Raw genomic sequence first — 22,666 nt, forward strand, 5'->3', positions numbered from 1 at the left:
GTCATTCCATCATGGCTTGAAACCGTCCGTACCTCCATGAAGTTGTTGATCGGCGTGATAGGACGAACGCACCAGCGGCCCGGACGCCACGTTCCTGAAACCCATGCGCGTACCTTCCTCGGCGAACCAGGCAAAGGTGTCCGGGTGCACGAAACGCTGCACCGGCAAGTGACTGCGCGAGGGTTGCAGGTATTGGCCGAGGGTCAGCATGTCGATGTCGTGCTCGCGCATGCGTTGCATGACCTCGATGACTTCCTCGTCGGTTTCGCCAAGGCCCAGCATCAGGCCGGATTTGGTCGGCACATGGGGCACCGCTTGCTTGAATTTCTGCAGCAGGTCCAGCGACCACTCGAAGTCCGAGCCCGGCCGCGCGGCCTTGTACAGACGCGGTACGGTTTCCAGGTTGTGGTTGAACACATCCGGTGGCTCATGGGCGGTGATCGCCAGGGCCACGTCCATGCGTCCACGATAATCCGGCACCAGGGTTTCCAGTTGCACGCCGGGCGACAGCTTGCGGATCTCCCGCAGGCAATCGACAAAGTGTTGGGCGCCGCCGTCGCGCAAATCGTCGCGGTCCACCGAGGTGATCACTACGTACTTCAGGCGCAGTTCGGCGATGGCCACGGCCAGGTTCATCGGCTCGTTGGCGTCCAGCGGTTTGGGCCGGCCATGGCCGACATCGCAGAACGGACAGCGGCGGGTGCAGATGTCACCCATGATCATGAAGGTCGCGGTGCCACCGGAAAAACACTCGCCGAGATTCGGGCACGAAGCTTCTTCGCAGACGCTGTGCAGTTTGTGCTTGCGCAGCAGTTGCTTAATGCGGTCGACCTCGGGAGAGATCGGCATGCGCACGCGAATCCAGTCGGGTTTGCGCGGGAATTCATCCGTGGGAATGATCTTCACCGGAATCCGCGCAACCTTTTCCGCGCCGCGCAGTTTGGTGCCGACCTCTACTTTGACCGGACTTTTGCCGGTCGATTCGACAATGGCATTCATCGTTATTTCCTTGTGCATAGAACCTGTAGGAGCGAGCTTGCTCGCGAAGAACCCAAAGGCACCGCGTTTATCCTGAATGCGCGCGTGATCGTTGGCGACCATCGCGAGCAAGCTCGCTCCTACAGGGGGGAGTGTGGTGTGCTCAGTCGCGGTAGACCGGGAAGTCGGCGCACAGGGCAGCCGCCTGACGTGCGACATTGGCTTCGATATCGGCATCGCCCAGGTGATCGAGGATGTCGCAGATCCAGCCCGCCAACGCGATGCTTTGCGCTTCCTTGAAACCACGGCTGGTGATCGCCGGCGTGCCGATGCGCAGGCCGGAGGTCACGAAGGGCGATTGCGGATCGTTGGGCACGGCGTTCTTGTTCACGGTGATGCCGGCACGGCCGAGGGCCGCGTCGGCGTCCTTGCCGGTGAGGCCCTGGCGGATCAGGCTGACCAGGAACAGATGGTTGTCGGTACCGCCGGACACCACGTCATAACCGCGCTCGATAAACACCTGCGCCATGGCCTGGGCGTTACGAATCACCTGCGCCTGATAGGTCTTGAACGCCGGCTCCAGCGCTTCCTTGAAGCACACGGCCTTGGCGGCGATCACGTGCATCAGCGGGCCACCCTGACCGCCGGGGAATACCGCGGCATTGAGCTTCTTCTCCAGCTCCGGGTTGGCCTTGGCCAGAATCAGACCGCCACGGGGGCCGCGCAGGGTCTTGTGGGTGGTGGTGGTGACCACGTCGGCGTAGGGCAGCGGGTTCGGGTACAAACCGGTCGCCACCAGGCCGGCGACGTGGGCCATGTCGACGAAGAAGTACGCGCCAACCTTGTCGGCGATCTGGCGCAAACGCGGGAAGTCCAGGGTCTTCGAATAGGCCGAGAACCCGGCGATGATCATCTTCGGCTGGTGCTCGACGGCCAGGCGCTCGACTTCGTCGTAATCGATCAGACCGGTGCTGGTGTCTATGCCGTACTGCACGGCGTTGTACAGCTTGCCGGAAAAGCTCACCTTGGCGCCGTGGGTCAGGTGGCCGCCATGGGCCAGGCTCATGCCCAGCACGGTGTCGCCGGCTTGCAGCAGGGCCAGATACACCGCCGCGTTGGCCTGGCTGCCGGAGTGCGGCTGGACGTTGGCGTAGTCGGCGCCGAACAGTTGCCTGGCGCGGTCGATGGCCAGCTGCTCGACCACATCGACGTGCTCGCAGCCGCCGTAGTAACGCTTGCCCGGATAGCCTTCGGCGTACTTGTTGGTCAGGCCGCTGCCTTGTGCCTCCATCACCCGCTGGCTGGTGTAGTTTTCCGAGGCGATCAGTTCGATGTGGTGTTCCTGCCGCGCATCCTCGGCGTTCATCGCCGCCAGCAGTTCGTCGTCGTAGCCTTGGATCTGGTCGTGCTTGCTGAACATGGTGTGGTCCTTTTTCGGATTCGGGGGCTTCAAGCGTCGGCGTGTTCTGCGGTCAGGCGTTCATAGGCGTCTTGATCCAGAAGATCGCCCAGCGCCAGGGCATCGACCGGTTTGAAGCGAAAGAACCAGCCTTCGCCCAATGGGTCTTCGTTGACCAGTTCCGGGGTGCTCTCCAGTGTCGTGTTGATCTCGACCACTTCACCGTCCAGCGGCATGCCGATACTGCTGGCGGCTTTCACCGATTCCAGTACCGACACTTCAGCGCCTGCGTCGAAAGCGCCCAGTTCAGGCACCTGAACGAACACCACATCCCCCAGCGCCTGCTGGGCAAACGCGGTGATGCCGACGGTGACCAGGCCATTGCTCTCAAGGCGCAACCATTCGTGTTCGACGGTGAAACGCAATTCGCTCATATCAACTCCATATTGTTTTAAGGCTCGTGGCGGGGCGACGAGCGGGGTTGCAGGAGTGATAGCAAGGGCGGTGCCAAGGTTGATTAGTTGTTTTAAATCAATTGTTTGGCGTGATTTTGTGAAGTGCGAGAGATTTCATCCGTATTGAAATCAGTACGGACAAGCAGGGCTGTGGGCGCAGACGCCGTAAATGTGGGGTGGGAAAGGTTTTGTCTTGATTTCGCTACGCTGTATCGATTTAAAGACGCTGACGTCACGCATGGGGGTAGGAGCTGCCGAAGGCTGCGATCTTTTGATCTTGATCTTGATCTTGATCTTGATCCGATCAAGATCGCTGAAAATCAAGATCAAAAGATCGCAGCCTTCGGCAGCTCCTACAAAGAGCCGTGCAACGGCATCAGGCCTTGTTGGGGATCCCGTATTTGCGCAAGCGAATCGCTATCGCGCTATGGGACGTCTGCAACCGCGCCGCCAGCAATCGACTGGACGGATAACTGCGATAAAGCTGTTCCAGCAGGTTCTTCTCAAAGTCACCAACCGCCTCTTCCAGGCTGCCGACTTCGCCGTCGTTTTGCCGCTCTACCGCCGTGCGCGCAATATCCAGGTCGTCGATGTCCACCAGCGGGTTTTCGCAAATCGCCGCCGCGCGAAAGATCACGTTTTGCAGTTGCCGCACGTTGCCCGGCCAGCGGTTGCCGAGCAGGGCGCTGAAGGTGCTCGGTGCCAAACGACACGCCGGCCGCTGGATCTGCGCGCAGGCCTGTTGCATGAAGTGATTGGCCATCAGCAGGATGTCGTGACCGCGCTCGCGCAGCGGTGGCACTTGCAGATTGAGCACGTTGAGGCGGTAGAACAGGTCCTCGCGAAAACGCCCTTCGGCGACCATTTTTTCCAGGTCGCGGTGGGTGGCGCTGAGCACCCGCACATTGACCCGGACTTCCTTGTCGCCACCGACCCGGCGGAAGCAGCCATCGCTCAAAAAGCGCAGCAATTTGGCTTGCAGGTACGGCGACATTTCCCCCACTTCATCGAGGAACACCGTGCCCTGATCCGCCAGCTCCAGCAGGCCGAGCTTGCCGCCGCGCTGCGCGCCGGTGAAGGCACCGGGGGCATAGCCGAACAGCTCGCTTTCGGCGAGACTCTCCGGCAGTGCCGCGCAGTTCAGGGCCAGAAACGGCGCATCGTGCCGTGGGCTGATGGCATGACAGGCGCGGGCCACCAGCTCCTTGCCGGTGCCGGTTTCACCCTGGATCAGCAGCGGCGCATCGAGGGCTGCCACCCGCTGCGCGCGGGCCTTGAGTGCACGTATCGGCGGTGATTCACCGAGCAGCGCATCGAAGCCTTCGGCATGGTCATGGTGCAGCGCCGACAGGCGTTCACCGATGCGATTGGGTTGATACAGGGTGAGCAGGGCGCCGGCGTCGGTGATCGGCATCGCGTCGAGCAGCAACGTCTGGCCGCCGAGGCTGACCTCGTGCATCGGCAGGCGGAAATGCTGAGCGATCAAGGTGCGCTGCAAATCGGCATCGTCGAACAGCGCGGTCAACGATTCACCGGCCGGTTCGCGGCCGCAGAGGGCGATCAGCGCCGGGTTGGCCAGCAGCACATGGCCGCGGTCATCCACCGCCAGCACCGGGTCGGAACTGGCTGCCAGCAATGCGTCCAGTTGCAGACGCCGGCGTTGCCCCGGAAGGATGTCGACCATGGTCACCGCTTGCACGCCGCGCACATCGAAAAGCGCCTCGCGCAACTCCTCCAGCACCTCGGCGCCGAGGGTCGGCGCATCGATGTAGACATTGGGCGGCACCATCTCCACAGCGTCCAGATTGAAACTGCGTCCACCGAGCAGGGCCAGCACTTCCTGGGTGATTCCGACGCGGTCGATGAAAGTGACGTGGATGCGCATGACGGGCCTGCAAGGTTGGCGAACCAAATCAGTATGCCCGGCAAAATTTGAATTTGGCGAGTGTCACATTACGGCTGACCGGTTTTACGGGCGCTGGCGGCCAGGTCTTCAAGGAACGCCTGGAGGATCGGTGGCGGTGCCGTACCGCGCCGGGTGATCACGTCGAACGGCGATTTCAGACGCAGGCTCGCGGGTGCCAACTGGTGCATCTCGCCGCTCTTGACCCATTGGGCGGCGAAGTGCTCAGGCAGAAAACCCAGGTAGGCACCGGAAATGATCAGGATCGCGGTGGCTTCGATATTGTCCACGGTGGCGGCCGCCTTGCTCACGCCCAGGTGTTCGAGGTCGTATTGCTGCATGTAGCCGCGTACGACGATGCGCCCAGCAGCGACTTCTTCGAGCAGCTCCTCACCTTCTGCGTGGCTGCCATACAACGGGTGACGCCGCCCGCAATACAAGCCCAGGGCTTCCTGGTACAGCGGCGATTGCAGCAGCCCCGGCACATGGATCGGGAAGTGCCCGATGGCGAGATGAAGGCGACCGTCGAGCACCCGCTCTTCGAGCTCTGCCGGGGTACCGACATACACGTTCAGGTGCACGTCATGCCCGCGGGAGACGAAGCGCTGGGTGGTGCGTGGAATCGGCGAATCCGGGTCGGTAATCGTGGTGTCGATGATCCCCAGGTTGAGCTTGCCGCTGATGTGCTGTTTGAGTACGTCGGCGTCCATGCAGAAGTTTTCCACCGCCGACAGCAGGCGCTGGGTGGCTTCATGGATGGCCACCCCTTGTTCGGTCAGGCGAAAGCCGCTGCGCCCGCGCTGGCAGAGCTTTACCCCCAGGCGGGTTTCCAGATGGGTCATCTGTTCGCTGATGGTCGACTGCCCGGCGTTCAACGCGGCTTGCGCAGCGGAAAAGCCGCCGCAGCGGACGATCGTGGCAAACACCCTGAGCAGTTTCAGGTCGACATCGTGCAGCTGGATCATCTTGGACCTCCGGCCTGTGGATGCATCGGGAATGCCGATATGAGTATCTGATGTTTAGCATTTTTTCCACGAAAACCTGCGCCCATAGTCTTTCCAACGGCGGTCGCCTTGCAGTCCGTCAAGCCGATAACAAGAAGTGGAGAGGCTAGAAATGTCGAACAACGGTTATGAATCCGGTCGCCTGAACCTGCCATTCGTGGGTCATTGCACCTTTGGCAAATCCCCGGTGTGTACCGATTGGGATGCCCTGGATGCCGACGTCGCGGTGCTGGGTGTGCCCAACGACATGGGCACCCAGTGGCGCTCCGGCGCACGCTTCGGACCACGCGGGATTCGCGAAGCATCGACGCTGTTTTCCTTCGGCCACGCCGGCGCCTATGACCACGAAGATGACGTGATGTACCTCACCGCATCGGACGTGCGCATGGTCGACGTCGGTGATGCCGACATCGTCCACACCGACATGGTCACCAGCAACAGGAACACCGAATACGCCGTGCGCAAGATCCTCGATGCCGGCGTGATGCCGGTGGTGCTCGGCGGCGATCACTCGGTACACGCGCCAGTGATCAAGGCCTTCGAAGGCCGCGGCCCGATCCACATCATTCACTTCGATGCGCACCTGGATTTCGTCGACGAACGCCACGGTGTGCGCTACGGCCACGGCAACCCGCTGCGCCGCGCATCCGAAATGAACCACATTGTCGGCATGACCCAGATGGGCATCCGCAACGTGTCGTCGTCCAACCGCGACGACTACGAAGCAGCCCATGAAGCCGGCTCGAAAATCCTCTCGGTGCGTGACGTGCGTCGCCTTGGCGTCGAGGGTGTGCTGGCACTGATCCCGCAGAACATCAACTACTACATCACCATCGACATCGACGGTTTCGACCCGTCCATCGCCCCGGGCACCGGCACCCCAAGCCACGGCGGCTTCCTCTACTACGAAGTGCTGGAAATCATCCAGGCCCTGGCCAAGCGCAGCAAAGGCAACATCGTCGGCATGGACCTGGTGGAAGTGGCGCCGGTGTACGACCCGACCGGCATGACCTCGATCCTCGCCGCGCAACTGCTGCTCAACAGCATCGGTTTCATCTTCCACGAGCGTGGCAAGGTGCGGGCCGCCGCCGAGAGCGAAGCCACGCCAGCCTGATCATCGAAACCACTAAAGCCCGGCAGGACCTGACTGCCGGGCGGAGAGAACAAAAATGGACACGATCGTCAAAAGTTACCTGCAAAAATTCGGCGTCAGCGAAGCCACCCAGACCTTCCTCAGCAAGGTCCAGAAGATGTTCATCGGTGGCGCCTGGGTCGAAGCCAGCAACGGCGAAACCTCCGATGTTATCGAGCCGTCGACCGAAGGCCTGATCACCCGCATTCCCATGGGCACTACCGATGACCTGGACCGCGCCGTGCAAGCCGCCCGCGCCCAGTTCGACGGCGGCGCCTGGCGCCAGGCCAAACCGGCCGAGCGCGAGCGCATGATGCAACGCCTGGCCGACCTGATCGAGCAGAACGCCGCGGAGCTGGCGGAAATCGAATCCATCGACATGGGCAAGTCGGTTGCCTTCGCCAAGGACGTGGACATCCAGGGCACCGTCGATACCCTGCGTTACTTCGCCGGCTGGGCCACCAAGCTCCACGGCCGTACCGTCGAACCTTCGCTGCCGGGCAATTACCTGGCCTATACCCGCAAGGAAGCGGTCGGCGTGGTCGGCGCTATCGTGCCGTGGAACTTCCCGCTGCAGACCATGGCCTGGAAGCTTGGCGCGGCGCTGGCGACCGGTTGCACCGTGGTGGTCAAGCCCGCCGAACTGACTTCATTGTCGGCCCTGCGTTTCGCTGAACTGGTGCAGGAAGCGGGCATCCCCGACGGCGTGATCAACATCGTCACCGGGCGCGGCAGCGTGGTCGGTGCGGCCATGGCCACCCACCCCGGCATCGATAAATTGACCTTCACCGGCTCGACCCCGGTCGGCCAGACTGTCGGCCGTGCAGCGCTGGATGACATGAAGCGCCTGACCCTCGAACTCGGAGGTAAATCACCGGTGATCGTCTGCGCCGACGCCGACATCCCGGCCGCCGCCCAAGCGGTCGCCAACGGCGTGTTTTTCAACTCCGGGCAGGTATGCGACGCCGGTACACGGGCCTATATTCATAGCAGCGTCTACGACGAATTCCTGCGTGAGCTGATCGCCTACACGCGCACCCTGAAAATGGCCCCGGGCCTGGACCCGGACTGCTTCATCGGCCCGCTGGTTTCGGCCCTGCAAAAGCAGCGCGTGACCGAGTACATCGAAACCGGCAAGGCCGAAGGCGCCGAACTGGTCTACGGCGGCCAGCCGGTCGATGGCCCTGGCTTCTTCGTCGAGCCGACCATCTTCGCCCACTGCCGCAACGACATGCGCATTGTCCAGGAAGAAATCTTCGGCCCGGTGCTGGTCACCGCACCGTTCGACGACGAGGAAGAGGCACTGGCCCTGGCCAATGACTCGCCCTACGGTTTGGCGGCGGCACTGTATTCCAACGACCTGGGCAAGGTGCACAGCCTGATTCCACGCTTGAAAGCAGGCTCGGTCTACGTCAACGCCCACGGCACCCTCGATCCGTCGATGCCGTTCGGTGGCTACAAGCAGTCCGGATTCGGCAAGGACCTGGGCGCCGAGCAGCTCGAGTACCTGCTCGAAACCAAGGCGGTGTGGATCACGCTGCCAGGCTGATGCTGCCCTTGTGTAGGAGCGAGCTTGCTCGCGAAAGACGTCAGAGCGCCGCGCTCATTCAGGCAGCCCTCGTCATCGTTTACGACCTTCGCGAGCAAGCTCGCTCCTACATATTTTCGGTTCCAGCAACAACGCCAGGTAGGCACGGGCAACTGACTCAAACCCTGTGGGAGCGAGCTTGCTCGCGATGAGGCCAGCACATCCAATATTGATGTTGACTGATCTTGCGCAATCGCGAGCAAGCTCGCTCCCACAGGGGAGTCATTCACCCGAAAGAACGCGGTTATCTCGTCATGATCTTCCAACAATAAGAGTCCATCATGAACACTAACGCCAAGTCCGCCACGAGCGTGTCCAGCCTCGACGAAAAATCCGTCGTCGAGGGGCATTCGATTGACTTCATCCCCGAGAACGAGCGCACTGACAAGCTGGCCAGTCAGGGTCCGTTCTGGTTCCTCGGCAATTTCACCTTCTTCACCATGACCATCGGCTTCGTCGGCCCAAGCGTCGGCCTGACCGCGCTCTGGACCACGCTGGCCGGTACGCTGGGCATCATGTTCGGCACACTGTTCATGGCATTTCACGGCTCCCAGGGCCCGCACCTTGGCCTGCCGCAGATGATCCAGTCCCGCGCGCAGTTCGGCTATCGCGGGGTGATCCTGGTGCTGCTGGCGACGCTGTTCGTGTTCGCCGGCTTCAACATCGTCAACCTGGTGCTGATGATGCAGGGGTTGCACACGCTGTTCGGGTTCAACCCGGCGGTGATCGCGGTGGCGGTGACCATACCGGCGGCGGTGCTGGCGATTCTCGGCCATGACTGGATGCACCGCAGCTTCAAATGGGCGCTGTACCTGTCGTTGCCGCTGTATGGCCTGGTGACCGTGGCGGTGGTGATGGGCTGGGTGCCGGATGCAGTGCTGCCGGCACTCGCGGAAGGCGAAGTGGCCCGTGAGCCGCTGGGTTTCAACTGGACCGGTTTCATCGCGCAGTTTGCGGCGGCCGCGAGCTACAACATCGCCTATGCGCCTTATGTGTCGGACTACTCGCGCTACCTGCCGAAAAACACCTCCAGCGGCAAGCTGATCGCCGTGGTGTTCCTCGGGGCGTCGCTGTCCGGTGCGTGGATGATTTCCGTGGGTGGCTGGCTGGCCGATCACCTGCACTCCACTGACGTGCTGGTGGCCCTGGGGCAAGTCGGCAACACCGTGTCGCCGCTGGTGGGTACGGCGGTGGTAGTGGTCACCATCCTGGCGTTCCTGCCGGTGATCGCGATGAACATCTATAGCGCCAAGCTGACCACGTTGACCTGTGTCGATTCGATCAAACACATCGAACCAACCCGCAAGGCACGCATCCTGGCGATCGGCTTTGTGATCCTGCTGCAACTGGGCGTGGCCCTGAGCATCCAGAGTTCCGGCAAAGGCCTGTCGGTGCTGGGGATCTACCTGGTGGTGATGCTGTACTTCCTGGTGCCCTGGACCTCGGTCAACCTCACCGATTACTTCTTCGTGCGCAAGGGCCGCTACGCCATCCCGCACTTCTTCATGCCCCACGGCAACATCTACGGCAGCTGGGGACTGCGCGGCATCGCCGCCTATGCCATCGGTTTTATCTCGATGATCCCGTTCTTCTACATCTTCGACGGCGTTGAACAGCGCGAGGTGTATGTCGGCCCGCTCGCCAAGGCGCTGGGCAGCATCGACATCGCCTGGCTGGTCGGGTTGATCGTGTCGGGCCTGGCCTACTACTGGCTGAGCCGCTCGATCGATCTCAAGCGCGAAGAAGCGGTGATCCAGCAGATCGAGAAAAACTCCCCGCAATACACCACCGGCGACACGCTGACCCACAAGCAGCAGCCACCGCGGGTATTCACTGAATCGACGGTCGGGAGATAACTATGACCACGCAAAGAATGACCACGCAAAAAATGGCTACGCAAAAATACGACTACATCATCATTGGCGCAGGCTCGGCAGGTTGTGTGTTGGCCAACCGCCTGAGCGAAGACCCGGCCACCTTGGTGCTGGTCCTGGAATTCGGCGGCAGTGACAAGAGCGTAGTGATCCAGATGCCGAGCGCATTCTCGATTCCGATGAACACCAAGAAGTACAACTGGCGCTACGAGACCGAGCCGGAGACCCATCTCAACGGCCGGCGCATTCACTGCCCACGGGGTAAGGTGCTGGGCGGTTCGTCGTCGATCAACGGCCTGGTGTACATCCGTGGCCACGCGCTGGACTTCGACGAGTGGGAATCCCTGGGTGCCGAAGGCTGGGGTTATCGCAACTGCCTGCCGTACTTCAAGCGTGCCGAGAGCTACGAGTCGGGTGGCGACAGCTATCGCGGGCAGACCGGGCCGCTGCACACCACCAACGGCAACCACATGAAAAACCCGCTGTACGGTGCCTGGGTCGAAGCCGGCGCGGAGGCGGGCTACATCAAGACCGAAGACTGCAACGGCTACATGCAGGAAGGTTTCGGTGCCATGCACATGACCGTGAAGAACGGCGTGCGCTGCTCCACGGCCAACGCCTATCTGCGCCCGGCCATGGGCCGTCCGAACCTGACCGTGATCACCCATGCGATGACGCGCCAGATCATCCTCGAAGGCAAGCGTGCGGTGGGGGTCATGTATGACCAAGGTGGCCAGACTCACCAGGTGTATTGCAACCGCGAAGTGCTCATCTCGTCCGGTCCGATCGGTTCGCCGCACCTGCTGCAACGTTCGGGCATCGGCCCGGCGGACGTGCTGCGCAAGGCCGGGATCGGCGTACGCCATGACCTGCCGGGAGTAGGTGAGAACCTGCAGGATCACGCCGAGGTGTACATCCAGTTCGGCTGCAAGGAGCCGGTGACCCTCAACAGCAAGATGGACCCGCTGAGCAAGCTGATGATCGGTCTGCGCTGGCTGCTGTTCAAGGATGGCCTGGGCGCCACCAACCATTTCGAGGCTGGTGGTTTCATCCGCTCGGAGAAGGGCCTGCGCTGGCCGGACATTCAGTTCCACTTCCTGCCGGCGGCGATGCGCTACGACGGCAACAAGCCGATCAAGGGCCACGGCTTCATGGTGCTCACCGGGCCGAACAAACCGAAAAGCCGTGGTTATGTGCGCGTGCGTTCGGCCGATCCGTACGAGCATCCGGAAATCCGCTTTAACTACCTGGAGCGGGAAGAGGACCGCGAAGGTTTCCGCCGCTGCATTCGCCTGACCCGCGAGATCATCGGCCAGAAAGCCATGGACCGCTTCCGCGATGGCGAAATCGCCCCGGGCGCGCAGGTGACCAGCGATGAAGACCTCGACGCCTTCGTGCGCGACAACCTGGAAAGCACCTACCATCCCTGCGGTTCGTGCCGCATGGGCGAGGATGACATGGCGGTGGTTGATTCCGAATTGCGCGTGCGTGGCATCGCCGGTCTGCGGGTGATCGATTCGTCGGTGTTCCCGACCGAGCCGAACGGCAACCTCAATGCGCCGACCATCATGCTCGCCGAGCGCGCCTCGGATCTGGTGCGTGGGGTGCAGATGCTGCCGTCAGCGAATGTGCCGGTGGGGCTGGTCGAGGGTTGGGAGAGCAGCCAGCGGACCTCCTTGCCAGGGCGTAACGTCCGCGTCTGATCCAGAAGCAAAGATCGCAGCCTGCGGCAGCTCCTACAGGGAAACACATTCCAATGTAGGAGCTGCCGCAGGCTGCGATCTTTTGATCTTGCCTGGAAAAATATCCCTTCCTATTCCACACCATTGCTAGTCTGTAATTCCTTGAGACCGCAATGGAGCACCCTCATGGCTATTCAGGCCCTGCGCGCCGACGCATCGCACATCGACCAGATCGCCCCTTTGTTTGACGCCTACCGGATGTTCTACAAGCAGCCGTCGAACCTTTCGCAATCACGCGCCTTCATCGCCGAGCGCATCGCCCGGGATGAATCAGTGATATTTCTTGCCCGGGGCAGCGACGGTGAAAACTACGGCTTCGTCCAGCTGTTCCCGACTTTTTCCTCGATCGATGCCCATCGCACCTGGCTGCTCGGTGATCTGTTCACCACGCCCGCCGCCCGGGGCAAAGGCGTCGGCACACTGCTGATGAACACCGCCCGGGATTTCGCGAAGCTGGCCGGCGGCAAAGGCATGACCCTGGAAACCGCCACCGACAACTTCACTGCCCAACGCCTGTATGAATCCCAGGGCTGGGTGCGCGACACCGGCTACTACACCTACTGCCTGGATCTGAAAAAAGACTGACTCAGCGATCCTGCTCGCAAAACACCGGGCGCATGAATGAACGCTCGTAGCTGAGGATGAATTTCCGCTCTTCGGCGTACTTGAACGCAGCGATGCACTCGGGATCGTTCATCGACTGCTGCCGGTAATGTTCGTACGCCGCCAGGCTCGGAAAGGTGAACAGCGCCAGGGCAATGTTGTTGGCGCCTTCCGAAGGCAAAAAGTAGCCGTGGTGCTGGCCGCCGAATTTTTCCACCAGGGGCATCCACAGCTTGCCGTAGTGCTCGAATGCGTCGAGCTGGTAGGGGTCGAGTACGTATTTCAGGTAGCAGGTCACCATTGTTTCGTTCCTTGATCAGGTTTGGAGTGCAGGCGCCACTGTAATCAACCGTGGGCGCCCGGCACAGCCGCTTGTTCGACATTGACCGGTAAGTTTGCGCCAGAAGCATGCACTGGCGGCCCCGCACTATCGGTTCAGTCAATAGTCACCATCAAGAATCGCAAGTTCTGTTTTTTGCGCAAAGGCGGAAAATCGCCTGCATTGAACACGCTGCTCAAGGAACCTGCGCGATGAAAATCTTGACCCGACTGGCTGTGATTGCCCTGTTGCTGAGCAGTGTTGCATCCACCGCATCAGCCTACGCCGAGGACGCACGCGCCTGCCATCTGCCGCCCATCAGCGGGAGCCAGGGCGGTTTGCAATACGGTCAGACGGTCGGGGTGCTCTACAGCGAGAACACCGTGGAAAACCTGCAATACCTTGAGCAATACCACTCGGTGGCCGTCAATGGCGCGAAAAACGCACTGGATGCGCGGATTCGCCAGGCGTTCGTCAACAGCTCCGATCCGGACCTGGCCATCGACTGGCTGATGACTTCGTTGCACCACACCTTTGTGTCGGTGACGGTCTACGACAACCTCGATGCCCTGGTGCAGGCCCATCCAGACGTGGTGGTGATGCTCGATACCCACAACCAGTTGCTGACCCAGCGTAACGATCGGGTCGAGGCGCGTTTCGCCGCGCGGTTCTACGACGCCAACCTGCAGTACATCGGCAAGGCCGAAGGCGCGGTGGAAAAACAACTGCCGTCGGTGTGGGTGCATGACAAGACCGCCCCCGAGATCGCCGCGCAAATCGAACAGCAACGCGACCTGCAACTGGCCGCGCTGAAACAGTTCGATACGTCGTTGAAGGCGCTGGTATCAGCCGGATTGACCGCAGCAACCAATTAATTGGCCCTGCGTCCATTGAACGGTGGGCAACCCAACTCACCATTGATTTCTTTTCAGGACCTGATTCATGCGCACTTTATTTGCCCCGACCCTGGCCTTCTCCTCGCTGCTGCTGGCCGGTTGTGCCACGCCGAACGATCCGACGCTGACTTTGCAGACCAGCAAGTCGCCCGAAGAGTACACCCATTGCGTGGTGCCGAAGTTGCAGCACGATGCGCTGGTGCCCACGGTATCGCAGACCCAGCGCAGCTACCGGATCGTCGTATCGAGCAAAGTGGCGGCGGACAACGTGCTTGAAACCTACAAAGCCTCGAATGGCGGCAAGGTGTTCCTGTACGAGCGCAAGCTGCTGGCCTCGGCGTTTGTGCCGTCGACGTTCGAGCGTGCGGCGCAGGAGTGTCTGTAAGCAGAATTTCAGGCAAAAAAAAGCCACCAGAATTGGCAGCAGAAAGTTAAAGCACGCATTGAATGACTTGAGTATGGCACCCGGTTCATGACGATTCGATGACGGCTTGATGGCCATTCATCAGGATGCCGGTAATTCGCGGACTGCCAACTAATAGTGGTGTGGGTCAGATCTCCCGGCGCTGTCATCTGGGTGTAATCGAAGCAATGGCAAGATCCTCGCAATCCGTCTTAAGTGCCCGATGGCCGCCAGTCCGCCGGCAGATGAATGTGCAAGGACCCCTCCATGAAAGACTCCCCGCTGTTTGCCGCCATCGACCTGGGTTCCAATGCGTTTCGCCTGATGATTGGCCAGTCGGTGAGACGGAACCAGCAGATGGTCATCCAGGAAGTGAAAACCCTGCGTGAACCGGTCCGTCTGGCCGAAGGCCTGCAGGGCGGGGCGCTCGATGAGTTGGCGCTGGACCGGGGTTGGCAGGCGCTGGCGCGATTCGGCAAGAAGTTGCGTGGTTTCGAGGCCGGGCGGGTGCGGGCGGTGGCCACCAGCGCAGTGCGCGAAGCGGACAACGCGCCGCTGTTCCTGGCCAGTGCCGAACGCCACCTGGGCTTTCGCATCGACGTCATTTCCGGCGAAGAAGAGGCGCAACTGGTCTATGCCGGCGTGGCCCACACCCTGCCGGCGCAAAGCACGCGGCTGGTGGTGGATATCGGCGGCGGCTCCACGGAGATGATCATCGGCCGTGGCGACCAGCTGCTGGTCACCGAGAGCATTGCCATCGGTAGCGGCACTTTCGGTGCGCGTTACTTCCACGGCGGGTGGATCGTGGCCGAAGCGCTGCTGGAGGCCGAACGCGCGGCCACCGTGCAATTCGAACGTATTGCCCGCCGTTACCGCGCCATGGGCTGGCAACAGGCGGTCGGCTCTTCAGGGACTGCGCGGATGCTGGCCAAGGTGCTCAAGGCCAACGGCCTCAATGATGGCGGTCAAGGCGGCATCACCTACGGCGGCCTGTTGCGCCTGTCGTTGCGCCTGCTGGAAGTCAAACATGTGAAACACCTCAAGTTGGCCGGTTTGCCCACCCATCGCCTGAGCATTCTGCCTGGCGGCCTGGTGGTGATGCTGGCGGCGTTCAAGGTGTTCGGGATCACACACATGATTGCGTCTGAACCGGGTCTACGGTTCGGCGTGCTGCATGGATTGATGAGCAAACACTAAAGTCCGCCAGCCGAGGTAAACCCATGACCGACCCCTGTCGCGTGCTGTTCGTCTGCGCCAGAAACGATGTCCGCTCACCCATGGCCGAAGCCCTGCTGCGCCACACCGATCCTGCCGACTTCCAGGCCTTCAGCGCTGGGCTTGAGGCCACCGAGATCGACCCGCGCACGTTCGAATCCCTCGATCACATCGGCGTCGATGCCAGCGGCTTGCGCAGCAAATCCCTCGAGGATTTCGAAGGCCAGGCGTTCGACTACGTCATCACCCTGTGCGACAAGTCCTCCGAAGAGGCCTCACGCATGCCGTTTACCGCTGAAGTGATGGTCTGGAGCTTCGAAGACCCGAGCACCAGCGAAAGACACGACCCATTCCGCCATACCCTCCAGGAAATCGGCGACTGCATCAAAATGTTCGTCACCGTGAAAACCCGCTCCGTGCCCCCGGTGCCGTCAGTCAACGATTCCTGAAAACCTTCGAACAGCGTCTACCCTCATCGGTCACAACCATCATGATGAGGGTCGAAACGGTGATGAAAACGGACAACGTTGAAACAAACGAAGCCTCGGCGCTGATCGACGAACGAATCCGGGAACTGGCCGACTGGCGCGGCGAAACCCTGGCCCACGTCCGCAAGATCATCCGCCAGGCGGACCCCGAAGTGATTGAAGAGTGGAAGTGGCGGGGCGTGCCGGTGTGGTCCCATGCCGGCATCATTTGCACCGGCGAGACCTACAAGCAAGTGGTGAAGATGACCTTCGCCAAGGGCGCTTCGCTGGACGATCCGTCGAAGCTGTTCAATGCAAGCCTTGAAGGCAATACCCGGCGTGCCATCGATATCCGCGAGGGCGAGCGGATCGATGAAGCGGCGCTGAAGGCGTTGATTCAGGCGGCTGTGGCGCTCAATACATCTCGCACCAAAAAATAAACCAGTGCACGGCCCTCTGTAGGAGCGAGCCTGCTCGCGATGAGGGAGTGTCAGTCGACATCAAAGGTGTCTGACAGATCGCAATCGCGAGCAGGCTCGCTCCTACAGGGAATGCGCAGGACATGTTCCAATAGCGAGCACTCGCAGACTGGAAACGCAACATGAAGAAAATCGCAGCACTGACCCTCGCCTCGGCGCTCACCACTGGCCTGTTCAGCACTCCCTCCCTTGCCGCAGGCGATGTCCAGGCCGGGGAAAAACTGTTCAAGCGCCTCTGCAGCGGCTGCCATCAGATCGGCGAGTCGGCCCGTGCGTCCTTCGGTCCGCAACTCAATGGCGTGATCGGTCGCCACTCCGCCGTTACCACGGACTACGTGTATTCCGATGCGATGAAATCCGCCAACCTGGTCTGGAACCGCGAAACCCTGATCGCCTATCTCGAAGCGCCGAAGAAAGTCGTCCCCGGCACCCGCATGATTTTCTGGGGCCTTAGTGATCCGGAAAAAATCGAAGACCTGCTGGCCTACCTGCAAACCTTCCCGGCGCAATGATCGACCTGCCGTCCGAACTCTACCCGTAGCGCAAGGGGGGCAGTTCGACATCGACGTAATCTCCGCCGATGGTGTGACGATTCCAGGTTGTACACAAACTTGTAGGAGCGAGCCTGCTCGCGATTGCGGTGGGTCAGTGAACAACATATTGACTGACACTCCGCCATCGCGAGCAAGCTCGCTTCCACAGGGATTTTTGGTGAGTCAGATAAGTCAGGCCTTGCCGGCCTTCAGGTAAGCACCAAGGCGCCGCCCCATTTCCTCACCCAACGCTTGCAAGCCACTCAACGGCCGCACCATCACTTCAAATTCGACAATCTTGCCCTGTTCGTTGAAGCGGATCATGTCGATGCCCTTGAGCTCTTTCCCGCCGACCCTGGCGCTGAATTCGAGAATCACGTTCAAGCCATCCGCCGTCGCCAGCTCGCGGTGGTAGGCAAAATCCTCGAACACGTTCATGACCGTGTTGAGGATCATCGACACCACTGGCGCCCCCGGATACGGCGTGTGTGCCATCGGCGAACGGAACACCGCCTGCGGATCGAGCAATTCAGGCAAGCCGCTCAAGTCGCGGTTGCCGATCATCCCGTGCCACTGTTTCAGGGACGCTGCGACGTTGGGGTTCAGGTTCAGCTCAGACATCTTCAACTCCTGTTTTTATTGTTGTGGTGCGAAAGCGTTGGTCGATGACCCCGGCGGCATCGTCGGCCCATTGACGGTAAAGCATCGGCCCCGGATGAAAGCCATCGCTGGCCATCAGGCCCGGTTCAGGCGCCAGAGGGATGGTCAGCATCGTACATAGATCCACACGATCTGCCAGACCCGCCAAATGTGCATTGAAACGCCGCGCCCTGTACCCCAGAAACCAGCGCAGTGGTTGCGGCAGCGCGGGGAACAAATGCATCGGTGGAAGCGGTGACACCACAATCTGCCTCACCGCGAATTTGTCACACAGCAGCGCCATCAAGCGCTGCTGCCGAGTTAGCCACTGATCCAGGGTGAGTGAGCTGGTGACATCGTTGACGCCAATCGACAACAGCGCCACATCGAACGGCTCGGGGGCGTGCTGTTCGAGCAACTCCAGCAACCCTTGGGAGTCCAGACCCGAGCGCGCCCAGAGTTTCCACGACACCTGATAATCATCGGCCAGACGCTCGACCAGCCGACCGCTGAGGGCTTCACCTTGAGTCGCCGCACCCACGCCTGCAGCGGCGCTGTCGCCGACAATCAACAACCTCAGAACGTCGCCACTGCCGACCTTGCCCTGACGCTCGCCCTCGGCCTCCGGCAACTTGGGCGTCATGCGCCTGGTGTAGAGACCTTGCGCCAGCAACACCGGACCGAGGAAGATTTTAGCGAGGGTCTCAGTGTGGCTCATGGGCAGGCGCCTGATTGAAGAGGGAGATTACCCTGCGAACTCATCATCGAAAATGCTCTCAATAGGCAGTGCAAATGCCCGGGCAATCTGAAACGCCAAGGGCAGGCTGGGATCATAGCGGCCATTTTCGATAGCATTGATGGTCTGTCGCGAAACATTCAGCAGGGCCGCCAGATCGACCTGAGACCACTTGCGTTCGGCACGCAGTTCCTTGAGACGGTTTTTCATTGATAGCGCCGCTTGGCAAGTCTGAGCCCGATCATCCACATCAGGCCCATCACTGGCCACACACAAACCCAGGACACGTGGGGAAAGCCGACATTCTCCAGAAAGCCGTAGGTGAAGGTCAGCAATGCCGAAGCGGAAAAGGCAAAACCGAGCGCTTCGTACTGGATACGCAAATGCATTTCGTCCAGCGTGCGCATATTGCGCACCACCGCCCAGCACATCAGCCCCGCAGGAATCACAGGCAATAGCGTGATGACGATCTTCAGCGCCATGGCCATTTCTTGATGGTCTTTAAGCAAGATCACCGACACCAGCAACAGCACGGTGTACAGCGTAATCGCGACGCCCATTTCGATGTAGTAGCGCTTCATTGCATCCTCCTGATGTAAAAGTCCCTTTACATACTCACCGGAGATTTCGCGAATGTAAAGGGTGTTTTACATTGATGAGGCTGGCCCATGAAAAAAGCCCAGCTGATTGGGCCGGGCTCTTCGTCTGCATCACTTCACTGTCATCGACTCACAACACACAGCTCCCCGGTCGCACGAATCATCGCCTGGCCATGCAGGTAATCCTTGATCAGCGCGGAGCGTTCGGTGGCCAGCCATTGCGGGCAGTTCGGGTCTTTGCGGTAGGGCAGGAACGCGGCGTACTGCTGGAGCAGCAGGTTTTGCAATTTGTCGAGCTTGGGCCGGATGTCGTTAATGAGGTCCGGCCGTGGCGTGTCCGGTGCCTTGTGCGCCGCTTGCCATTGCGCGAGCCGGCCGTATTGCACCAGTTTGCTGGCTTCGATCTGGGCGGCGATCAGGTCGGCGACATCATCAGGGTCGAGCTGGTGCTGGGTGGCTTGCTTGCGGGCATTGGCGATGACTTGCGCTTCCCGGGCGTTGTCCTGGACCGGTTTGCGGCTGTCCCACTTGCTCAGCGCCACCAGTTCGCTTATGTACAGCCGCTCATTCATCGTTGCCAGCAAAGGTTGCAAGGCATCGGGCGCCGGGGGCGGCGTGTCCGCTTGCACACAGCCAGCGAACCAGCTGAGCAGGGTGCAGGCCAGCCAGTACGGCAGGCGTGGGGAACGGGGCATGGCAGAACCTCCTTGGACGCTGAAATCACTCCGGCTTGTGTATCACAAGTGCAGCCAGGGAACGACAGGGTGCGATGGATTCAACCCAGCAGCCGTTCAATCTGTGCCAGTTCCCAGGTGCTGAGCAAACTGACCGGGTCGGTACCGAAGCGTTGCCCGCTGTCGAACGCATACTCGCGGCCATCGGGGCTTTGGCCGTGCAGGCAGTGGCGCAAGTGGCCGGCGTCGACGTCGAGCAGCAGGCGCCAGCCGTCGATGTCGACCCGTACTGACTCGCAAGCGTCGTCGACTCGCTTGAAGGTGCAAATGCCTTGGGCGGCATCGCGCAACGGTTGGTAAACCTCGCGGGCGGTGAGGGCGGGCACAGGTGTCTCCGGGGTGAAATCGGGGAGGCACAGGATAATTCATCTGCGTGCAAAAAAGCCCGGCTGATAAGGCTCGCTCCTACAGGCGGCCGTGAAATGCCGCGTCGAAAATCCTTGCCACACCGTCCCGGGTCAATGGCAACGGGTTGCCGCCGGCGCAGGGGTCGACAATCGCCATGTCCGCGATCAGGTCGGCCTGCCGGTCATCCACGCCCAGTTCAACCAGGGTATGGGGTACGCCGATGTCCTTGCGCAGCTTGAGCACGAAGGCCATGAAACTGTCGAAGCCGGGGGAGGGCAGGCGCAGGTATGCCGCCAGGCGGGTGATGCGCTCCTCGATGGCCGTACGATTGAACTGCAGGACATAGGGCATGAAGGTGGCATTGGTCATGCCGTGATGGGTGTCGTACAGCGCCCCCACCGGATGCGAGAGCGCATGCATCCCGCCCAGGCCTTTCTGGAAGGCCGTGGCGCCCATCGCCGCCGCCGCGAGCATTTGCGCGCGGGCCTCAAGGTCCGACGGCGTGTGTACCGCCTTCACCAGCGAATTGGCCACCAGGCGCATGCCTTCCACGGCAATGCCGTCGGCCAGGGGGTGAAAGCCGGGGGCGCAGTAGGCTTCCAGGCAATGGGATAACGCGTCCATGCCAGTGCCGGCGGTGACCTTGGCGGGCATGCCGACCGTGAGGGCCGGATCGCTGATCACCACGCGCGGCATCATTTTCGGGTGGAAGATGATGCGTTTGGTGTGGGTGGTCTCGTCGATGATCACCGCCGCACGACCGACTTCGGAACCGGTTCCCGCCGTGGTTGGCACGGCAATGATCGGGGCGATGCGGCTGTCGTCGGCGCGGGTCCAGTAGTCGCCGATGTCCTCGAAATCCCAGACCGGGCGGGTCTGGCCGCTCATGAAGGCAATCAGCTTGCCCATGTCCAGGCCACTGCCGCCGCCGAACGCGATCACGCCGTCGTGCTGGCCGGCACGCCAGGCGTCGAGCCCGCCGGCCAGGTTGGCTTCCACCGGGTTGGGCTTGAGGTCGCAAAACAGCGCCACGCCAAGACCGGCGGCGCGCAACGCATCCAGTGCCGCCGTGGTGATTGGCGCACGCGCCAGGCCGCTGTCGGTCACCAGTAACGGGCGCTGGATACCCTGGCTGCGACAGACGTCGGCCAGCTCGGCGATGCGCCCGACACCGAACCGAACGCTCGTGGGGTAGTTCCAGTTTCCTGTCAGGTTCATGGTCTACACCTCGTGACGCAGATGAAAGGATTTGGCCCGGGTCAGGTGCTCGTAGCCCAATGGCGACAGGGTGACGCCGCGCCCGCTGTTTTTCACGCCGGTCCAGGCCAGAGCCGGGTCCAGGTAATCGCAGCGGTTCATGAACACCGTGCCGGTGGCGATTTCGTTGCCCAGGCGTTCGGCCGCCGCGAGGTCCCGGGTCCAGATGGAAGCGCTGAGCCCGAACTCACTGTCGTTCATCAAGGCGATGGCTTCTTCATCGCTGGTCACCGGCATGATGCCGACCACCGGGCCAAAGCTTTCGTCGCGCATGACCGACATTTGATGGGTGACATCGACCAGGACCTGCGGCGCGAGGTAGGCGCTGCCCGGTACGTCGGCGGGAAATGCCTGCGGATCGATCAGCGCCGTCGCGCCCTGGGCCATAGCTTCGGCGATCTGGCCACGAACGAAGAAGGCGGCGCCCGGTGTCACCAGCGGGCCGAGGGTGGTGGCTTCGTCCAGCGGGTTGCCCAGTACGTACTGGCGGGTCAATTCGGCGAAGCGCTCGACAAACACGGGGAAGATTTTCTGGTCGACATAAATGCGTTCCACGGCACAGCAACTCTGCCCGGAATTGAAGAAGCTGCCGTCCACCAGATTTTCCACCGCCTGTTCAAGGTTGGCGTCTGCCCGGACATAGGCCGGGTCTTTTCCGCCGAGCTCCAGGCCCATGCCGAGAAATCGTCCGCTGGCGACGCTTTCCATGACTTTGCCAGCCTCCACGGAACCGGTGAAGTTCACTTGCTGCACGCGCCCGCAAGCAATGATCGCCCCGGTCGACACATGGTTGAGCAGCAGATTCTGGAACAGCCCTTCGGGCAGTTTTGCGCGACGCATGGCCTCGGCGAAACGCTCGCCCACCAGCAAGGTTTGCGACGCGTGCTTGAGGATCACGCTGTTGCCGGCCATCAGCGCCGGGATGATCGTGTTCACCGCCGTCAGGTAGGGGTAGTTCCACGGGGCGACCACCAGCACCGTGCCCAGCGGCTCGCGTTTGATGTAGCGTCGAAAACCCGCCTTGGGCGCAGGCTCTACAGCGGCCAGGGCCTGTGGAGCGATGGCGATCATGTGTCGGGCGCGTTCGGCAAAACCGCGCAGCTCGCCGGCGCCGTAACGCACCGGGCGGCCCATCTGCCAGGCCAGCTCCGGCACGATGTCCGCCTGCATCGACAGCATCGCGTCCACCGCGGCACTGCAATAGGCCGCACGTTCGCTCAGTGAGCGGCGTTGCCATGACGCCTGTGCATTGGCAGCGGCCGTCAGTGCCTGCTCGACCTGCTGCGCATCGGCCACCTCGCGTTCGACGTACATCCGGCCATCGACCGGGGAGATCAGTTGTACCTTCTCAGTCATGATGTTC

General features: G+C 61.4%; 25 protein-coding genes. 11 read left to right on the forward strand and 14 right to left on the reverse strand.

The features are described from left to right. Positions 1-9: 9 nt before the first annotated feature. From lipA to KW849_RS17265, 5 genes are all read right to left on the reverse strand, one after another. On the reverse strand, positions 10-999 hold the full coding sequence (lipA, locus tag KW849_RS17245) for a lipoyl synthase (protein ID WP_218430512.1): 990 nt from the start codon (positions 997-999) through the stop codon (positions 10-12). Positions 1,000-1,141: 142 nt separating this feature from the next. Beyond that, on the reverse strand, positions 1,142-2,398 hold the full coding sequence (gene glyA, locus KW849_RS17250; protein WP_218430513.1) for a serine hydroxymethyltransferase: 1,257 nt from the start codon (positions 2,396-2,398) through the stop codon (positions 1,142-1,144). Positions 2,399-2,427: 29 nt separating this feature from the next. Further along, positions 2,428-2,811, reverse strand: a complete 384-nt coding sequence (gcvH, locus tag KW849_RS17255; RefSeq protein ID WP_218430514.1) for a glycine cleavage system protein GcvH — start codon at positions 2,809-2,811, stop codon at positions 2,428-2,430. Between the two features lie 397 nt (positions 2,812-3,208). Next, positions 3,209-4,717, reverse strand: coding sequence for a sigma-54-dependent transcriptional regulator (locus KW849_RS17260; RefSeq protein ID WP_218430515.1), 1,509 nt, complete (start codon positions 4,715-4,717; stop codon positions 3,209-3,211). Between the two features lie 68 nt (positions 4,718-4,785). Then, positions 4,786-5,700 carry a LysR family transcriptional regulator gene (locus KW849_RS17265; RefSeq protein WP_008049321.1) on the reverse strand — a complete coding sequence of 305 codons (915 nt, stop codon included), beginning with the start codon at positions 5,698-5,700 and terminating at the stop codon, positions 4,786-4,788. A 151-nt stretch (positions 5,701-5,851) separates the two neighbouring features. Here KW849_RS17265 and speB point away from each other — a divergent pair, with 151 nt between their 5' ends. The 5 genes from speB to KW849_RS17290 all read left to right on the forward strand — a co-directional run bounded on the left by speB (position 5,852) and on the right by KW849_RS17290 (position 12,660). Next, positions 5,852-6,853 (forward strand): agmatinase, encoded by a 1,002-nt coding sequence (gene speB, locus KW849_RS17270; RefSeq protein ID WP_218430516.1) that lies wholly within the window; start codon positions 5,852-5,854, stop codon positions 6,851-6,853. Between the two features lie 55 nt (positions 6,854-6,908). Next, positions 6,909-8,420, forward strand: a complete 1,512-nt coding sequence (locus KW849_RS17275) for an aldehyde dehydrogenase (RefSeq protein ID WP_218430517.1) — start codon at positions 6,909-6,911, stop codon at positions 8,418-8,420. A 320-nt stretch (positions 8,421-8,740) separates the two neighbouring features. Beyond that, positions 8,741-10,315 (forward strand): cytosine permease, encoded by a 1,575-nt coding sequence (locus KW849_RS17280; protein ID WP_218430518.1) that lies wholly within the window; start codon positions 8,741-8,743, stop codon positions 10,313-10,315. Positions 10,316-10,347: 32 nt separating this feature from the next. Then, positions 10,348-12,036, forward strand: coding sequence for a choline dehydrogenase (gene betA / locus KW849_RS17285; protein WP_218430634.1), 1,689 nt, complete (start codon positions 10,348-10,350; stop codon positions 12,034-12,036). 165 nt (positions 12,037-12,201) lie between these two features. Further along, positions 12,202-12,660 carry a GNAT family N-acetyltransferase gene (locus tag KW849_RS17290; RefSeq protein ID WP_218430519.1) on the forward strand — a complete coding sequence of 153 codons (459 nt, stop codon included), beginning with the start codon at positions 12,202-12,204 and terminating at the stop codon, positions 12,658-12,660. 1 nt (position 12,661) lies between these two features. Here KW849_RS17290 and KW849_RS17295 read toward each other — a convergent pair whose 3' ends face one another. Then, positions 12,662-12,979, reverse strand: a complete 318-nt coding sequence (locus KW849_RS17295) for an NIPSNAP family protein (protein ID WP_218430520.1) — start codon at positions 12,977-12,979, stop codon at positions 12,662-12,664. Between the two features lie 230 nt (positions 12,980-13,209). Between KW849_RS17295 and KW849_RS17300 the strand changes: the two genes are divergently transcribed. From KW849_RS17300 to KW849_RS17325, 6 genes are all read left to right on the forward strand, one after another. After that, positions 13,210-13,872: an ATPase gene (locus tag KW849_RS17300; RefSeq protein WP_218430521.1), complete on the forward strand. Its 663-nt coding sequence runs from the start codon at positions 13,210-13,212 to the stop codon at positions 13,870-13,872. Between the two features lie 67 nt (positions 13,873-13,939). Continuing rightward, a complete protein-coding gene (locus tag KW849_RS17305; protein WP_218430522.1) occupies positions 13,940-14,278 on the forward strand; it encodes a hypothetical protein in 339 nt (112 codons plus the stop codon). Between the two features lie 285 nt (positions 14,279-14,563). Then, the gene (locus KW849_RS17310) at positions 14,564-15,493 is read left to right on the forward strand and encodes a Ppx/GppA family phosphatase (protein ID WP_218430523.1); all 930 of its coding nucleotides are present in this window, start codon (positions 14,564-14,566) and stop codon (positions 15,491-15,493) included. 23 nt (positions 15,494-15,516) lie between these two features. After that, positions 15,517-15,960 (forward strand): arsenate reductase ArsC, encoded by a 444-nt coding sequence (locus KW849_RS17315; RefSeq protein ID WP_218430524.1) that lies wholly within the window; start codon positions 15,517-15,519, stop codon positions 15,958-15,960. Between the two features lie 62 nt (positions 15,961-16,022). Further along, positions 16,023-16,418, forward strand: coding sequence for a DUF1801 domain-containing protein (locus KW849_RS17320; protein WP_218430525.1), 396 nt, complete (start codon positions 16,023-16,025; stop codon positions 16,416-16,418). A gap of 161 nt (positions 16,419-16,579) precedes the next feature. Further along, a complete protein-coding gene (locus tag KW849_RS17325) occupies positions 16,580-16,969 on the forward strand; it encodes a c-type cytochrome (protein ID WP_218430526.1) in 390 nt (129 codons plus the stop codon). Positions 16,970-17,182: 213 nt separating this feature from the next. Here the strand turns inward: KW849_RS17325 and KW849_RS17330 are convergent, their stop codons facing one another. The 8 genes from KW849_RS17330 to KW849_RS17365 all read right to left on the reverse strand — a co-directional run bounded on the left by KW849_RS17330 (position 17,183) and on the right by KW849_RS17365 (position 22,659). Then, the gene (locus tag KW849_RS17330) at positions 17,183-17,611 is read right to left on the reverse strand and encodes a nuclear transport factor 2 family protein (RefSeq protein WP_218430527.1); all 429 of its coding nucleotides are present in this window, start codon (positions 17,609-17,611) and stop codon (positions 17,183-17,185) included. Next, entirely contained in the window at positions 17,604-18,347 is a 744-nt protein-coding gene (locus tag KW849_RS17335) for an SGNH/GDSL hydrolase family protein (RefSeq protein WP_218430528.1), read from the reverse strand. Before KW849_RS17335 ends, KW849_RS17330 begins: the two co-directional genes overlap by 8 nt. A gap of 27 nt (positions 18,348-18,374) precedes the next feature. Beyond that, positions 18,375-18,575 carry a helix-turn-helix transcriptional regulator gene (locus KW849_RS17340; protein WP_007988375.1) on the reverse strand — a complete coding sequence of 67 codons (201 nt, stop codon included), beginning with the start codon at positions 18,573-18,575 and terminating at the stop codon, positions 18,375-18,377. Continuing rightward, positions 18,572-18,946, reverse strand: coding sequence for a hypothetical protein (locus KW849_RS17345; protein WP_218430529.1), 375 nt, complete (start codon positions 18,944-18,946; stop codon positions 18,572-18,574). Before KW849_RS17345 ends, KW849_RS17340 begins: the two co-directional genes overlap by 4 nt. A 140-nt stretch (positions 18,947-19,086) precedes the next feature. Next, positions 19,087-19,659, reverse strand: coding sequence for a chorismate mutase (locus KW849_RS17350; protein ID WP_218430530.1), 573 nt, complete (start codon positions 19,657-19,659; stop codon positions 19,087-19,089). Positions 19,660-19,739: 80 nt separating this feature from the next. Continuing rightward, positions 19,740-20,024 (reverse strand): hypothetical protein, encoded by a 285-nt coding sequence (locus tag KW849_RS17355; protein WP_218430531.1) that lies wholly within the window; start codon positions 20,022-20,024, stop codon positions 19,740-19,742. Between the two features lie 79 nt (positions 20,025-20,103). Then, positions 20,104-21,264: an iron-containing alcohol dehydrogenase gene (locus KW849_RS17360; RefSeq protein WP_218430532.1), complete on the reverse strand. Its 1,161-nt coding sequence runs from the start codon at positions 21,262-21,264 to the stop codon at positions 20,104-20,106. Between the two features lie 3 nt (positions 21,265-21,267). Continuing rightward, on the reverse strand, positions 21,268-22,659 hold the full coding sequence (locus tag KW849_RS17365) for an aldehyde dehydrogenase family protein (RefSeq protein WP_218430533.1): 1,392 nt from the start codon (positions 22,657-22,659) through the stop codon (positions 21,268-21,270). Positions 22,660-22,666 lie beyond the last annotated feature (7 nt).

This window comes from Pseudomonas sp. PDM26, from assembly GCF_019219185.1.
Taxonomy (GTDB): Bacteria; Pseudomonadota; Gammaproteobacteria; order Pseudomonadales; family Pseudomonadaceae; genus Aquipseudomonas.